The sequence below is a fragment of the Microbacterium sp. NPDC080005 genome (assembly GCF_040702445.1).
Lineage (GTDB): Bacteria > Actinomycetota > Actinomycetes > Actinomycetales > Microbacteriaceae > Microbacterium > Microbacterium oleivorans_D.
Window position 1 is genome coordinate 776280 of record NZ_JBFBLD010000001.1, and the last position, 15418, is coordinate 791697.

General features: G+C 70.2%; 13 protein-coding genes and 1 tRNA gene. 5 read left to right on the top strand and 9 right to left on the bottom strand.

What is annotated here, in order from left to right:
• Positions 1 to 5 precede the first annotated feature (5 nt).
• On the top strand, positions 6 to 908 hold the full coding sequence (gene nudC / locus AB0259_RS03670) for an NAD(+) diphosphatase (RefSeq protein ID WP_366220582.1): 903 nt from the start codon (positions 6 to 8) through the stop codon (positions 906 to 908).
• Positions 905 to 2617, top strand: a complete 1713-nt coding sequence (locus tag AB0259_RS03675) for an ATP-dependent helicase (protein WP_366220581.1) — start codon at positions 905 to 907, stop codon at positions 2615 to 2617. Before nudC ends, AB0259_RS03675 begins: the two co-directional genes overlap by 4 nt.
• A 787-nt stretch (positions 2618 to 3404) precedes the next feature.
• Here AB0259_RS03675 and AB0259_RS03680 read toward each other — a convergent pair.
• Entirely contained in the window at positions 3405 to 4826 is a 1422-nt protein-coding gene (locus AB0259_RS03680) for a zinc-dependent metalloprotease (protein ID WP_366220579.1), read from the bottom strand.
• 126 nt (positions 4827 to 4952) lie between these two features.
• Here AB0259_RS03680 and AB0259_RS03685 point away from each other — a divergent pair, with 126 nt between their 5' ends.
• On the top strand, positions 4953 to 6086 hold the full coding sequence (locus tag AB0259_RS03685) for a S16 family serine protease (RefSeq protein ID WP_366220577.1): 1134 nt from the start codon (positions 4953 to 4955) through the stop codon (positions 6084 to 6086).
• Between the two features lie 86 nt (positions 6087 to 6172).
• Entirely contained in the window at positions 6173 to 9100 is a 2928-nt protein-coding gene (locus tag AB0259_RS03690) for a UPF0182 family protein (RefSeq protein ID WP_366220576.1), read from the top strand.
• A gap of 27 nt (positions 9101 to 9127) precedes the next feature.
• Here AB0259_RS03690 and AB0259_RS03695 read toward each other — a convergent pair whose 3' ends face one another.
• Genes AB0259_RS03695 through idi form a run of 7 tightly spaced genes read right to left on the bottom strand, consistent with a single transcriptional unit; the run spans position 9128 to position 14686 of the window.
• Positions 9128 to 10003, bottom strand: a complete 876-nt coding sequence (locus AB0259_RS03695) for a prenyltransferase (RefSeq protein WP_366220575.1) — start codon at positions 10001 to 10003, stop codon at positions 9128 to 9130.
• Positions 10000 to 10308, bottom strand: a complete 309-nt coding sequence (locus tag AB0259_RS03700; RefSeq protein WP_366220574.1) for a lycopene cyclase domain-containing protein — start codon at positions 10306 to 10308, stop codon at positions 10000 to 10002. Before AB0259_RS03700 ends, AB0259_RS03695 begins: the two co-directional genes overlap by 4 nt.
• Positions 10305 to 10640: a lycopene cyclase domain-containing protein gene (locus AB0259_RS03705; protein WP_366220573.1), complete on the bottom strand. Its 336-nt coding sequence runs from the start codon at positions 10638 to 10640 to the stop codon at positions 10305 to 10307. Before AB0259_RS03705 ends, AB0259_RS03700 begins: the two co-directional genes overlap by 4 nt.
• A gap of 5 nt (positions 10641 to 10645) precedes the next feature.
• A complete protein-coding gene (crtI, locus tag AB0259_RS03710) occupies positions 10646 to 12199 on the bottom strand; it encodes a phytoene desaturase family protein (protein ID WP_366220572.1) in 1554 nt (517 codons plus the stop codon).
• Positions 12196 to 13080, bottom strand: coding sequence for a phytoene/squalene synthase family protein (locus AB0259_RS03715; protein WP_366220571.1), 885 nt, complete (start codon positions 13078 to 13080; stop codon positions 12196 to 12198). Before AB0259_RS03715 ends, crtI begins: the two co-directional genes overlap by 4 nt.
• Entirely contained in the window at positions 13077 to 14141 is a 1065-nt protein-coding gene (locus AB0259_RS03720) for a polyprenyl synthetase family protein (RefSeq protein WP_251580346.1), read from the bottom strand. The genes AB0259_RS03715 and AB0259_RS03720 overlap by 4 nt, the downstream gene beginning before the upstream one ends.
• Entirely contained in the window at positions 14138 to 14686 is a 549-nt protein-coding gene (gene idi / locus AB0259_RS03725) for an isopentenyl-diphosphate Delta-isomerase (RefSeq protein ID WP_251580347.1), read from the bottom strand. The genes AB0259_RS03720 and idi overlap by 4 nt, the downstream gene beginning before the upstream one ends.
• Before the next feature lie 72 nt (positions 14687 to 14758).
• Here idi and AB0259_RS03730 point away from each other — a divergent pair, with 72 nt between their 5' ends.
• Positions 14759 to 15232 carry a MarR family transcriptional regulator gene (locus tag AB0259_RS03730; RefSeq protein ID WP_366220569.1) on the top strand — a complete coding sequence of 158 codons (474 nt, stop codon included), beginning with the start codon at positions 14759 to 14761 and terminating at the stop codon, positions 15230 to 15232.
• A gap of 69 nt (positions 15233 to 15301) precedes the next feature.
• Here the strand turns inward: AB0259_RS03730 and AB0259_RS03735 are convergent.
• Positions 15302 to 15375: transfer RNA gene (locus AB0259_RS03735), tRNA-Met, on the bottom strand.
• Positions 15376 to 15418: the final 43 nt, after the last annotated feature.

The following is a 15418-nucleotide window of genomic DNA, read 5'->3' on the forward strand; positions in this document are numbered from 1 at the left end:
CCTCGATGACGACGAAGGACGTCCCGCCGCCACTGGCCCGCGCAGTCATCGACCGCGCGGCCGAGGAGCGGCTCGACGAGAATCTGCTCGAGCGCATCCGCGCCGATGCGAACACCCGCGTTCTCCTGCTGCACGGCGACCGTGCCCCCGTGGCGCCGTCGAACGCCCTGCGGTGGGTGGCACCCGATGTCGTGCCCGAGGGGGCACGGTGGGCGTTCCTCGGTCGTGACGACGCGCATCGTGCCCTCGCGGTCGCTGCACTCCCGTCATCCGCCGACGAGCCCGCGATCGCGGACGTCGAGTGGGGCGGCCTGCGTGCCCTGGGCGGCGACCTCGATCCCGATGAGGCCGGCCGCTTCGTGCAGGGTCTGAGCATCGGACGGTGGCTCATCGACGCGCCGTTCTGTCCGGCGTGCGGGGGAGAGACGCGCATCGAGCAGGCCGGGTGGTCCCGCCGCTGTCTGCAGTGCGGTCGGCAGCACTTCCCGCGGACGGACCCCGCCGTGATCGTCGCCGTCGCCAGTGCCGACGGCGAGCGGCTGCTCCTCGGCCGGAACGCCGCGTGGGGGGACATCCCCACGTATTCGACCTTCGCCGGATTCGTCGAGGCGGGCGAATCCCTCGAGACGACCGTCGAGAGGGAGGTCGCGGAGGAGGCGGGGGTCCGGCTCGATCGCGTCGTCTACCGCGGGTCGCAGGCGTGGCCGTACCCGCGATCGCTCATGCTCGGGTTCACGGCCCACGCGGTCGCCGACGACGAGGCGCGCGCCGACGGCGAGGAGATCCTCGACGTCCGATGGTTCAGCCGCGACGAGATCCGCGACGCCCTCGCCGGTCGAGGGGAGATCCGCCTGCCGGGCCGCGCGTCCATCGCGCGGAGCCTCATCCTCCGGTGGGTGGGGGAGTGAGCGTCGACCCCCTCGCGGACCTCGACGAGCGGCAGCGCGAAGCCGCATCGACCCTGCGCGGCCACGTGTGCGTGCTCGCGGGCGCCGGGACCGGGAAGACCCGTGTCATCACGCATCGGATCGCGCACGGCGTCGACACCGGCGCCTACTCCCCGCAGCGGGTCATGGCGGTGACGTTCACGACGAAGGCCGCGGGGGAGCTGCGCGGGCGTCTGCGGGCCCTCGGCGTCGAGGGTGTCGCCGCGCGGACCTTCCACGCTGCCGCCCTCGCCCAGCTGAACTTCTTCTGGCCGCAGGTCGCCCGTGACACCGCGCCCGCCATCGTCGACAGCAAGGTGCGGCTTCTTTCGCACGCCGCGGACGGGATCGGCCTCCGGCTGGACGCCTCCACGCTGCGCGACGTCGCCTCGCAGATCGAGTGGCGCAAGGTCACCATGCGGTCGATCGAGCAGTACGCGATCGACCGTCCCGGCGGCATCCCGGGTCTGGCCCTCGACCCCCTTCTGGCGCTGCAGCGCACCTACGAGAAGCTGAAGGACGAACGCCGGCAGCTCGACTTCGAGGACGTCCTGCTCGCGTGCGCGGGGATGATCGAGTCGGAGCCGCGAGTCGCCGCAGCCGTGCACGAGCAGTACCGGCATTTCACCGTCGACGAGTTCCAGGACGTGTCACCGGTGCAGAACCGGCTCCTGGAGCTGTGGCTCGGCGACCGGCGTGACCTGTGCGTCGTGGGTGACGCCAGCCAGACCATCTACTCGTTCGCGGGCGCCGACCCCCGGTATCTCCTCGACTTCGCCTCGCGCGAGGACGATGTGACCGTCGTGCGGCTGGAACGCAACTATCGATCGGATGCCGCGGTCCTCGCCGTCGCGAACGAGCTCATGCGCGGTCGTCCCGGCGCTCTGCAACTGGTCACCTCGGCACCGGCGGGGCCCGCGCCCGAGGTGACGGCGTACGACGACGACGCCGCCGAGGCCGACGGCATCGCGAACCGGATCGCGGCGCAGATCGCCGCCGGGGTCGATCCGCAAGAGATCGCCGTCCTCTATCGGTTGAACGCCCAGTCGGCCCCGCTGCTGTCCGCGCTGTCGTCGCGCGGCATCCCGGCCACGGTCCTCGGCGGGAAGAGGTTCTGGGACCTTCCCGAGGTCCGCCAGGCTCTGCTGGCCCTTCGCGGTGCCTCCGTCGCGCCACTGTCGGGATCGTTCCTCGCGACCGTCCGGGACGTGCTCCGCTCACTCGGGCTGACGGATGAAGCGCCACCCGCGGGCGGGGCGCTTCGCGATGCGTGGGAGGCGCGCGCCGCCGTGCTCCGTCTGGCCGAGGAGGCCTCCGACGGCACGACGCTTCGAGCGTTCACGGACGAGCTCACCGCGCGGGCGAAGGCGCAGCACGAACCGACGATGCGGACGGTGACCCTCGCGACACTGCACGCCGCGAAAGGCCTCGAATGGCCGCACGTGCACCTCATGGGGCTCAGCGAGGGTCTGCTCCCGATCTCGTACGCGACGACCTTCGAGCAGATCGACGAGGAGCGCCGTCTGACCTACGTCGGGGTCACGCGGGCCGCGCGTACGCTGTCGCTGTCGTGGGCCCGGCGTTCCGGGAATCGTGAGCGTCAGCGCTCCAGATTCCTTCAGGAGATCGGCAGAGGCACGCTGCGTGAGGGCGGTGCACGCGGGTCTCGCGCTGTCCGCCGGCCGCGGTGAGGACGACCGACCTCCCCGCGTCCCCGGTGCGCAGGATGCGTGCGGCGAGCGCCGCCGCCTCGACCGCGAGGAGCGGTTCGGTGGGCACGGACGGTCGCGCGAGCAGCTGAGCCGCCACGAGCGGCCAGTCCGGATCGCTGTCCCGCCGGTCGGCGTGCAGGCACGCGATGCAGGCCGAGGTGCCCGGGACGACGAAGGGGCCGACGACGACTCGATCCCCGGCCAGTTCGACGGGGAGGTGCGGGGTGTCCTCTGCGGTGAGACGCGCGGCGCGGTGCGGGTCGATGAGATGCGCGGCGACGACCACGACGGGGCCCCTGCCCGGCGGCAACGGCCACCGTTCGCACGCGTCGATCTCGAGGCCGGCACCGGCGAGGCCCGCCAGCAGCGTCCGCTCGTCGTCGTGTCCGAGATCGGCGGGCAGCTCGACGCGCACCGGCGGCACCGGCTCGGCCTCGGTGACCAGGGCGTCCGCGATCTGCGTGAGGAACGCCCGCGCCTGCTCCGGGCTCGCTCCGAGCTCGCGAGCGAGCGGGACGAGCCGGCCGTCCGGGATGCCGCTCACCAAGGCGTCGAGCAGACGCTCCTGCCACGGCTGCACGCCGGTCAGGGGGCGTCGATCGTCGATGCCGAGCTGCACACTGCTGGGGGTGCGCCACAGCGGGGGATGGGAGGCAGCCAGTCGGAGCATGGGGCGATTCTGACCGGGATGTGCCCGGCCGCCGCCCTGCCGTCCACAGATCCTCCGCCGCGCGGCCGCGGCTGTCGCCTGTGGAGGAGGCGGGCCTCAGACGGGTCGAGGTCCGCCGGGGGCGGTGTCCCCGTCGTGCGGGTCGTCGGACGACGACGTGTCGTCCTGCCCGCCGGTCTCCTCCTCGAGCAGCGCCTCGAGGGCGTCGTCGAAGGCGTCCCGCTCGGGCGCCTCGCCGCGCTCCCGCGCTTGAAGCCGGGCGACGAGTCCCGCGGGGTCGTCGAGGTCCTCGGCGCTGGGCATGAGGTCGGGGTAGTCCCAGAGACCATCGCGCACCGCGGGGCCCACGGCATCCGTCACGGCCCGCCACATCGCCGCAGCCTCGCGCAGGCGGCGCGGGCGCAGCTCGAGACCGACGAGCGACGCCATCGCCTGCTCGCCGGGACCGCCGACGGCACGTCGGCGACGCACCGCTTCGGCGATGCGATCTGCGGAGGGGACCCGGGTGGTCGCATCGGCGGTGACGACGTCGACCCAGCCCTCGATGGTCGCGAGGAGGTTCTCGAGCCGGGTGAGGGCCGCGACCTGAGCCTCGGACCGCTGCGGCAGGAGTGCGCCGCTCTCGATCGCGGCCCTCAGCTCCTCGGGGGAGGAAGGATCGAAGCGCGAGGCCAGGTCCTCGAGGGCGTCCGTGTCGACGTGCACTCCACGGGCGAAGTCGGTCACCTGCGAGATGACGTGCAGACGCAGCCACTTCGCGTGACGGAAGAGCCGCGCGTGAGCGAGTTCACGGGTCGCGAGGACGAGCGCCAGCTGATCCTCCTCGATCTCGAGGTCGCGTCCGAAGTCGGCGAAGTTCTGGGGGAGGATCGCGGCCTCGCCGGTCGGCATCAACGGGATGCCGACGTCGCCGCCGCTCACCACCTCGAGCGAGAGCTTGCCGATGACCGCGCCCAGCTGACCGGCGAACAGGGCGCCGCCGACGCGCCGCATGAGGCGCCCGGCGCCTTCGATGGCGGGACGCATCTCCTCGGGGGTCTGCGACTCGAGCGCCGCCGTCAGGGCATCGCTGATCGAGCTCGCGACCGGTTCGGCGAGCTCCTGCCACACAGGGAGCGTCGCCTCGACCCACTGACCCCGCGTGATCGGGCGCGGTGTCTGCGCGAGTTCGCCGATGGACGTCGCCTCGCTGAGCCATAGGGCTGCCAGGGCGAAGGCCTGATCGAACTCCGTCCGTGCGCCCGCGGTGATGCCGAGCCCGTCGCGGTTCGCGATGTGCAGCGCCTGCGTCCTCGCTGCCGACCAGTCGACTCCGTCGTCTCCGCCGTCGCCCGCCATGGCGGCCTGGAGCTGCTGCATGATCGTCCGCATCATGGCCGGGTCGATGCCCATGGCCGACAGCTGACGCAGCTGCTCCGGGTCGATCCCGCCCTGACCGCCCAGCATCCGCCGCAGCATCTCGGCGAGGTCGTCGTCGCCCGGCAGATCGTCGCCGGTCTTGTCCGCGTCATCGGTCATGTCAGGCGCCTTTCAGCAGGGGGGAGACGTCTCGTTCTACGCTAATGGCAGGTTTTCTCCGCCCGGTCCGAGCGGGAGACATCCCGTGTACGCCGGTCGCGAACGAGCGCCGGAGGAAGGACCCGTGTGTCGCTCTTCGAGGACGCCGATACCCCCGTCGCACCGCGATCATCCCGTCGCTCCCGTCGCTCCCGCCGCTTCTCCGGCGGTGTGTGGGCGCTCGTGATCGCCCTGGTGGCGCTCCTCGTGCTGAGCTTCCTGCCCACGGGGTTCGTCATCCAGCGCCAAGGACCCGTCGTCAACACCCTCGGTTCGGTCGAGAACGCCGATGGTGACGACGTGCCCCTCATCTCGGTCCGCGGTGCCGAGACGTATCCGACGGCCGGCGCCCTCGACCTCACCACCGTGCAGATCGCGGGTACCCGGGAACGCACGCCGTCGTGGTTCGAGCTCGCAATGGCGTGGTTCGACGCGTCCGAGGCCGTGCTGCCGATCGACCAGGTGTTCCCGGCCGGGACGACCACCGAGCAGCGCAACGAGGAGAACGCAGCGCTCATGGTCGACTCGCAGAAGGAGGCCACGGCTGCCGCTCTCACGGAGCTGGGCTACACGGTGCGCGCCCATGTCGGCGTCGGCGCGCTCACCGAGGACTCTCCCGCCACCGGCATCCTCGAGGTCGGTGACGAGATCGTCTCCGCAGACGGAACCTCGATCGAGGACACGGCGCAGCTGCGCTCCGTCATCAACGCGGGGCAGGGGGACCCCGTCGAGCTCGTGATCCGCCGCGACGACGCCGAACGCACGGTCCGCGTCACGCCCGTGCAGACCGAGTCGACGGACGGCCCGGTGTGGATCATCGGCATCACCACGGCGCGCGACTTCGAGTTCCCCATCGACGTCACGATCCAGCTCGACCGCATCGGCGGCCCCAGCGCCGGCCAGATGTTCGCACTCGGGATCATCGACACCCTCACTCCCGGCGAGCTCAACGGCGGTGAGCAGGTCGCGGGGACCGGGACGATCGACTCGGCGGGGACGATCGGTCCTATCGGCGGCATCCGTCAGAAGCTGTACGGCGCTCTGGATGCCGGCGCCGAGTACTTCCTCGCTCCGGAGAAGAACTGCGACGAGGTCGTGGGACACATCCCGGGCGACCTCCGGGTCATCCCCGTGTCGACGTTGGACGACTCGCTCGCCGCGCTCGACGCGATCCGCACGGGCGACGGCGTCGACGACCTCCCGGTCTGCAGCGCCGGCTGAGCACCCCCGCGCTCTGCCCCTGCGATTCCGCCCAGAGCGGAGCCGGCCCGGCCGTGCCCGTGACGACCCCCGCCTAGGATGAGGGGGTGACCTCGACACCTGCCGGACCGGCCACGTCCACTCCTCCGAATCCCGTCCGTCGCACGATCGCCATCACCGTCGGCGTGCTCGTCGTCCTGGTGATCGCGTTCTTCGCGTTCGCTGGGCTGTACACCGACTGGCAGTGGTACCGGCAGCTGGGCTTCGACGGCGTCCTCGTGACGCAGTGGACTGCCCGCGTCATCATGTTCCTCGTCGGATTCGTCGCCATGGCGGCCCCCGTGTTCGCGGCCATCCAGCTCGCCTACCGGCTCCGACCGGTCTACGCACGGCTGAGCTCGCAGCTCGACCACTACCAGGAAGTGGTCGAGCCCCTCCGCCGTCTCGCGATGTGGGGCATCCCCGTCTTCTTCGGGTTCTTCGCCGGTTTCGCCGCGTCGGCGCAGTGGGAGACCGTCTGGCTGTGGGTCAACGGGGTCCCCACCGGCATGACGGACCCCCAGTTCGGTCTCGACACCGGGTTCTACCTGTTCCAGATGCCGTTCTACAGCGTGGTGCTCGGGTTCGCCTCCGCCGTCCTCCTGATCTGCCTGTTGGTCACCGCCGTCGTCTCGTATCTGTACGGCTCGGTGCGCGTCGGTCAGCGCGAGCTCCGCATCTCGAAGGCCGCCCGCATCCAGCTGGCGATCGTCGCCGCGCTGTACCTCGCCGTGCAGGCGGCGAGCCTGTGGCTCGACCAGTACAAGACCCTGACCACGCAGGGCGACCGCTTCACGGGTGCGAGCTACGTCGACGTCAACGCGGTCATCCCCGGCCTCGGGATCCTCTCCGTCGCGGCAGCCATCGTCGCAGCCCTGTTCGTCGTCACGGCGATCATCGGTCGTTGGCGGTTCCCGCTCATCGGCACCGCACTGCTCATCGTCTCCTCGCTCGTCGTCGGCGTCGCCTACCCCTGGGCCGTCACCCAGTTCCAGGTGGCGCCGAACCTCGAGACGTACGAGGCGCCGTACGTCGAACGCAACCTGGAGGCGACGAAGTTCGCCTACGGCATCGACGGCCTCGACAAGACCGAGTACGAGGCCGTCACCACCGCGGAGCAGGGCCAGCTGCGTGCAGACGCCGAGACCACGGCATCCCTCCGGATCATGGACCCCGCCATCATCGGCCCGACCGTCCGCCAGCTCGAGCAGTACCGCTCCTACTACCGGTTCACGGACCCGCTCGACGTCGATCGCTACGAGATCGACGGCGAGACGCAGGACGCCGTCGTGTCGGTGCGGGAGCTCAACCTCGACCAGCTCGGCAACGCGCAGTCCTGGTACAACAACACGCTCGTCTACACGCACGGGTACGGCATGGTCGCCGCGAAGGGCACCGATCGGACCGCCGACGGCGATCCCGTCTTCCTCGAGCGCGGCATCCCGACCTCGGGCGACCTCACGACCGAGTCCGACTACGAGCCGCGCATCTACTTCGGCGAATCGTCGCCGACGTACTCGATCGTCGGTGCGCCCACCGACAGCGACCCGGTCGAGCTCGACTACCCGCGCGGTGAGGACGGTGCCGGTCAGACCCGGTACACGTTCACCGGTGACGGCGGGCCTGACGTGGGCAATCCCTTCAACCGTCTGCTGTACGCGCTGAAGTTCCAGTCGACGGACATCCTCTTCTCGGACGGCATCAACGACCAGTCCCAGATCCTGTACGACCGCAACCCGGTCCAGCGCGTCGAGAAGGTCGCTCCCTACCTCGAGCTCGACAGCGACCCCTACCCGAGTGTCGTCGACGGCCGCGTGGTGTGGATCATCGACGGCTACACACTGAGCAACAACTACCCCTACTCCTCGATCGTCAGCCTGCGAGACGCCATCTCGGATTCCACGAACACGCAGCCGCGAGTCGCTCTCGACGACGTCAACTACATCCGCAACTCGGTCAAGGCGACGGTCGACGCGTACGACGGCTCGGTGACGCTCTACGCGTGGGACGACCAGGATCCGCTCCTGCAGGCGTGGCAGAAGGTCTACCCCTCGACGCTGAAGCCCGTCAGCGAGATGTCCGCGGAGCTCATGAGCCACGTGCGCTACCCGACGGATCTGTTCAAGGTGCAGCGTGCGATGCTCGGGATGTACCACGTCGATGACGCGCAGTCCTTCATCCGACGCGACAACGCGTGGCGGACCCCGCAGGACCCCGTGACCGAGACGAACCTGCAGCCGCCGTACTACCTGACGATGCAGATGCCGGGCCAGGACGACCCGACGTATTCGATGTTCACGTCGTTCATCCCGGCCGCCGAGGGGGACAACGCGCGCAACGTCCTCATGGGGTACCTCGCGGTCGACTCGAACGCAGGGAACACCGCGGGCGAGAAGAGCGCGGACTACGGCAAGCTCAGAATGCTCGAGATCAGTGCCGACGTCTCCGTGCCGGGTCCGGGCCAGGTGCAGAACACGTTCAGCTCGAACGAGACCATCGCGCAGCAGGTCAACCTGCTGCGACAGGGTCAGTCGCAGGTGCTTCCCGGCAACCTGCTGACGCTGCCCGTCGGTGGCGGTCTGCTGTACGTGCAACCGATCTTCGTCCAGGCCTCCAGCGGCACGCAGCTGCCGCAGCTGCGCAAGATCCTGGTCGCCTTCGGTGATGAGGTCGCCTTCGAGGACACGCTGCAGGAGGCGCTCGACCAGCTCTTCGGCGGCGACTCCGGTGCAACCGCGGGCGACGACGGCACCACGCCCACACCCTCTCCGACCGAATCCGCGGGACCGACGCCGACGCCGACGCCCACCGATGACGGCGGCGGGACCGACGCCCCGGGCACCGGCGACGAGTTCGCGCGACTGCTCGACCAGGCGCAGCAGGTGATGATGGACCGCAACGAGGCGCTGCAGTCCGGTGACTGGGCGACCTACGGCCAGCTCGACGAGCAGCTCACGAACATCATCAACCGGCTCATCCAGCTCGAAGGGGAGTGACCCCGCACCGATCCGAGTGGTGGCTGCTCAGCGACTGAGCAGCCACCACCAGATCAGGATCAGCGTCACGAGGAACCCCGCGATCTGATTCAGCCACAGGAAGCGGTCCCAGCCTCGGGTGGCTGCCGCGGCATCCTCGTCCCGGATGGAACGGTACGGCCACACCGTCACGAGGTAGGGGATCACCACGATCGCGGCGAGAGGGCCCGGCCACGAGGTCGCGAGCATGAGCATCCCGGCGGCGCCGTACGCGACGAGGGCGAATCGCACGGTCCAGGCGGCGCCGCGCGCCGTTGCGATGGAGGAGATCGCTGCCTCGCGGTCGGCGACGACATCCTGGACCGCGCCGAACGCATGGGATGCCACACCCCACAGGGCGAAGGCGACGATCACGATGACGAGCTGCGGCGTCCAGGTCGCGCCTGTGAGGACGAGGGCGTACACGGCGGGTGAGAAGAAGTGGATGCTGCTGGTGACGGAGTCCGCGAAGGGACGCTCCTTGAGTCGCAACGGCGGTGCGCTGTAGAACACGACGGCGAGCAGGCTCAGAGCGAGGACGAGCCAGGATGCCGGGGGACCTGCGACGATGAGGAACACGGCGAAGGGGGCGCACAGGAGCCCCGACGTCCAGAGGACGGCCGAGTGCAGCCCCTTGTCGAGGATGGCGCCGTGCGCACCGCCCTTCCGGGGATTGCGCAGGTCGGATTCGTAGTCGAAGACGTCGTTGATCCCGTACATCGCGACGTTGTAGGGGATGAGGAAGAAGAGCGTGCCGATCACGAGCACGAGGTCGACCTCACGCGCGCTGAGCAGGTAGGCCGCAGCGAACGGGTAGGCGGTGTTGATCCAGCTCACCGGGCGCGACGAGACGAACAGCTGACGGGCGAACATGAGCGGACTCATGCGGTCTCCGTCCGCGAAGGCAGGAGCGCGCCGATCGCCGGCAGCAGGAATGCGGCGCAGAGCGGATACGAGAAGTCCTCGATCGGCGCGAGGCCGACGCGGATGCCGCTGATGTGCTTTTCCGGGTAGGTGAACAGATCGGCGGCGATCATCAGATTGTCGAAGACCGCGGTGAAGGCGATGAGCACCAGCGCGGTCCACAGCGAGGCGACGAAACGCTCACGGGCGCCCGGGCGTCGGAGCGAGACGAGGGTCACGATGACAGTGACGGCCGCGAACGGGACGATGAGCAGCGGATAGGTCACGCCGCCTCCCGCCGGTCTCGCCGGCGCGCTGCGATCCGTGTGGCGAGCGCGTGCACCACGAGGGTCAGGTGGCAGAGGAACGCGAGGAAGACGGGCTCCTCGAGCGGCAGGTGCGGGGCGAGGTCCACGCCGAGCAGGAGCGGACTGTCGCCCCGCACGAAGACACCGGTCGCGATCCCCGCGATGTCCCAGATCAGCAGGAAGACGGTTCCGCAGGCGACGAGGAGAAGCGTCCTGCCGGGCGCGGCCCCGAGAGCGAGCCGGTGCCGCAGGTCGACGGTCAGCACTCCGAGTGCCGAGACGACCAGGGCGACGAGATACAGTCCCGTCACCGCGTTCAGCTCTCCGCGTGTGCCGGTTCGGCGAGCTGACCCGTGGACGCGTCCCCGTCGAGCAGCTTCACGACGAGCTCCGCCGAGATGAGGCACATCGGCAAGCCGACTCCGGGGAGGACGGTCTGGCCGGCGTACAGCAGGCCGTCGACCTTCGACCGCAGGCCGGGGCGGAACATCGCCGACTGACGGAGCGTGTGCGCGAGCCCGAGCGCGCCCCCGCGGAACGAACCGAAGTCCGCGGCGAAGTCGCCGGGGGTGATGGTCCGCCGGACACGGATCCGATCGGCGAGGTCGGCGACCCCCGTCCAGTCGGCGATCTGGGCGATCACGGCATCGGCGGCCGCCTCGATGCGGGCGTCCCCGGCCCCGTCGACCCCTCCGCGTCCCATCTCCGGCGCCGGGGGCATCGGAACGAGCACGAACAGGTTCTCGTGGCCGGCCGGAGCCACGTCGCCGTCCGTCGCGCTCGGCTTGCAGACATACAGCGACGCCGGGTCCGGGATGCCGGCCGACGCGGCCTCGCCGAAGATCGCGTCGAAGTTGGCCTTCCAGTCCTTCGTGAACAGCAGCGTGTGGTGCTCGAGCTCGGGGAGGTCACCCTCGACGCCGAGCAGGATGAGGAGCGCGCCGAACGACGGCGTGCGCTTGTCCCACCACGCCTCGGTGCGCGACCGCGACTCCGGCTCGAGCAGCGCGGTCTCGGTGTGGTGCATGTCCGCGGTCGAGATGACATGGTCGGCCGTGACGACGGTGCCGTCGGAGAGGCGGATGCCGGTGGCCCGCCCGCCTTCGGTGAGGATGCGCTCGACCCGGCTGCCGGTGCGGATCTCCGCGCCGCGGCCCTCGGCCAGACGCGCGATCGCACGGATGACCTGCACCAACCCGCCGCGCGGGTAGAGGACGCCGTCGTCGAGGTCGAGGTGGCTCATGAGGTGGTACAGGCTCGGAGCGTCGTAGGGCGAGCCGCCGAGGAACACCGCCGGGTAGCCGAGCACCTGCTGCAGGACCGGGTCGGCGAACCGGCTCTCGACGTGCGCCGAGAGCGGACGCAGCAGCAGCGGGATGAGGGTTCCGAGCTTGCGGAGAACGTCGGGGTGGACGAGGCCCTTGAGCGACACGTAGGGGTCGTACAGGAATCGGGAGACCGCGAGGTCGTAGATCTCCGCGGCCGAGTCGAGGTAGGTCGCGAGCTTCGCGCCGGCGCCGGGTTCGCGGCCCTCGAAGGCGGAGACGGCGGCATCCCGCCCGGACACGACATCGAAGGGGGCGGGCTCGCCCTCGTGGTAGACGCGGTAGGCCGGGTCCAGTCGGACGAGATCCAGTTGCTCGTGGGCGCTCGTCCCGAGAAGCGCGAAGAAGTGGTCGAACACCTCGGGCATGAGGTACCAGCTCGGGCCCGTGTCGAAGCGGAAACCGTCCTTCTCCCAGCTGCCGGCGCGTCCGCCCACGTCGTCCAGGGCTTCGAAGACGGTCACGTGATCGCCTCGGTCGGCCAGGAGTGCGGCGGTGGCGAGGCCCGTGATGCCGCCGCCGATGATCGCGATGCTCCGGCTCATTCGGAAGGTCTCCGGTTCTGTCGTGTCGTGTGGCGGGAAGACGTGCGACGGTGTGCGACCGCGGCGCGAGCCGCGATGGCGGCCTTGACCGGCGTGGGGACGCGGACGCGGACGCTCAGGTCCTCCGTCTTGCGGAGCCGTTCGGTCAGCTCCGCGAACAGCCCGTGCGCGGTGGCCACCGCGACACGGCAGTCGGGGGGCAGGAGCGGGATCGTCGCGGCCGCGGCATCCAAGTCGCGGTCGATGCGGGCGAGGACCTCGCGCCGGCGTGCGGCACCGTCGGCCACGCCGAGGTAGTCCCGCCCGAGCCGTCCGGCGTCGTCGGCGTGGTCGCGGAGGAAGTTGATGTCCTGGAAGGCGGCGCCCAAGCGGCGCGCGCCGGTGACGAGGACGGGCTCGGGGTCGCGCGGTGCGGGCGCGCCCGCGTTCACGAACACCTGCAGGCACATCAGGCCGACGACCTCGGCGGATCCGTAGACGTAGTCGTCGTGCGAGGCGTCGTCGTGCTCGGCGCGCTCGAGATCGGTGCGCATGGACGAGAAGAACGGTTCGATGTGCCGCCGGGCGATGCCGCATTCGCGGGCCGTCCGTGCGAAGGCGTGGACCACGAGGTTGGCGCTGAATCCGCGATCGATCGCCGCGTAGGTCTCGGTCTCGAGGGCATCGAGGACCTCGCGCTGCTCGTCCTCCGGCACGCCCGCCGCCGACGCCGCACCGTCGACGATCTCGTCGGCGACGCGCACGAGCGCGTAGACGTTGCGCACGTGGGGCCGCACTCGGGGACCGAGGAGGCTCGTCGCCAATCCGAACGAGGTCGAGTAGGCACGGATGACGGATGCGGCAGCCGCGACGGCCGTCTCGTCGTAGAGCGTGTCGGTCATCGCGGGATGCGATCCTCCACGGCGGCGGCGAGTGCGGCGAGGAGGACGACGGCGTCCCGGGGGAGCGCGGCGTCCGCGGCGAGGTTGCGTGCGGAGCGGAGGGTCTGCGCGATCATCTCGACGGTCCGCTCGCGCGCACCGCTCGCGGTGAGCTCGCGCTGAGCCTGCTCGATCGCGATCGGGCCGGTGGGAGCCAGGGCGAGGGCGGACGCGACCTGCGGCCACGCCTCGGTCTCGGCCGCCATCGCGATCAGCGGGGTCCGCTTGGATGCGCGCAGGTCCGCGCCGGGCTCGCGCCCGGCTTCGGCCCGCGTGCCGAAGGTTCCGATCAGGTCGTCGGCCAGCTGGAAGGCGACGCCGATGGCGGAACCCGCCGATTCCAGGGCGGCGCGCTCGTCGTCGCTCGCACCGGCGAGGAGGGCACCCGCGGCCAGGGGGGCCTGGAACGAGTAGAACGCCGTCTTGTCTCGCGCCGTCCGCAGCAATGAGTCCGTCGGCGGCAGGTCCGCGCCGATGGACTGTTCGACATCCGCCAGTTCCCCTGCCGCCGAGACCAGGATCGCGTCATCGAGCAGGACGAACAACGCCGCTCGCTGGGGTGCCGTCACGGGCGCCGTCGCGATCAGTCGCGTGGCCTCGAACAGCAGCAGATCTCCGGCGAGCACCGCTGCAGCCGAGCCGAGCAGGCGCGACTCGTCGGCGTCGCCGCCTCGGGCACGGGCCCGTTCCTGGAAGCGCCCGACGACGTTCGGGATGCCGCGCCGTTCGACGTCGCCGTCGATGAGGTCGTCGTGCACGACGAACGCGGCGTGCAGCAGCTCGAAGGCGGCGGCGACCCGCCAGAGGCCGGGGGAGCGACCGGTGTCGCCGCCGAATGCCTCGAACGCGGCGACGACGAGCGCGGGCCGGAGGCGCTTGCCCCCCGTGGCCGAGGCCGCGGTGGCGTCACCGAGCGCGGCGGAGGCCTCGCCCAGTGCCGCCGATCGCACCCGCAGTCGCTCGAGGGCGACGTCCAACGCGTCGTCGATCTCGCGCCAGGTAGACGACGGCAGGGCGATCACGAGGCCCTCCGTTGCTCGTGCGGAGCGAACAGCTCGAGCTGCTGTGCCTGCAGGACGAGCCACGGGCTGAAGGCCCACGGTGTCGTCGTGATCGAGGCGTCCAGGTCGGCGGGGTCCACCCAGCGAGCCTCGGCGACCTCGTCGGGGTTCAGGTGCGGTTCGTCATCGGTGTACGCGACGTACACGGGGCAGATCTCGTGCTCGACGATGCCGGAGGCGTCGGTGGCGCGGTAGCGGAAGAGGGGGAGCGCGAGGGAGACGTCGCGCAGAGTGAGTCCCACTTCGAACGCGGCGCGGCGGTGGACGGCATCGATCACGGGCTCGGCGGGGGCGGGGTGTCCGCAGAACGAGTTCGTCCAGACCCCCGGCCATGCGGCTTTGCCCAGTGCGCGGCGCGTCACGAGCAGCTCCCCGCGGGTGTTGTAGACGTGGCAGGAGAATGCCAGGTGCAGTGCGGTGTCCGTACCGTGGACGCTAGCCTTCGGAGCCGTGCCGATCTCGCGTCCGTCATCGTCCAGCAGAACGACGTATTCGATGTCCGACACGATTCCTCCCGTAGTTTGCTAGATTATCTAGCAATCACTCGACATGCTACAGACCGACCGGAAAGGTGTCCAATGGTGGCGGAACCATGGATTCCGAGCAATGAACGCGATGCCGTGGTGCTCGGTGCCCTGGAGGCCGTCCGCGCCTTCTCGGACGCCTTGGACCGAATGTACGCCTCGATGCGCGGCGACATGGACATGAACACGACCGACCTGGCGGCCCTGCGGATGCTGATCATCCGCGAGCAGCACGGCGAGGTGGTCAAGCCGCACGATCTTGCGACGCATCTTGCGATCTCGACGGCATCGACGACGAAGCTCCTCGATCGCCTCACGGCGGACGGATACCTCACGCGCAAGCCGCACCCGCACGATCGCCGTGCACGTGTCGTCGCCTTGACCGACGAAGCGCGTTCCACCTTCCGCCGCCATTTCGGCGAACGCCTCCGGCGCATGAAGGAGGCGACCGGACCGTACTCCGATGACGAGCTCCGCACCATCGTGCGCTTCCTCGCCGACATGGAGCGAGCGATGCTGCCCGACTGACGCAGGCCTGGATGACCCGGAAAGCGAAGAAGGCGCCCCCTCCGGAGAGGGAACGCCTTCTTCTTTTTGTTGCGGGGACAGGATTTGAACCTGCGACCTCTGGGTTATGAGCCCAGCGAGCTACCGAGCTGCTCCACCCCGCGGCACAAGAGAAAACTCTAGCACGGCTTCTGGCGGTGCGCGAAT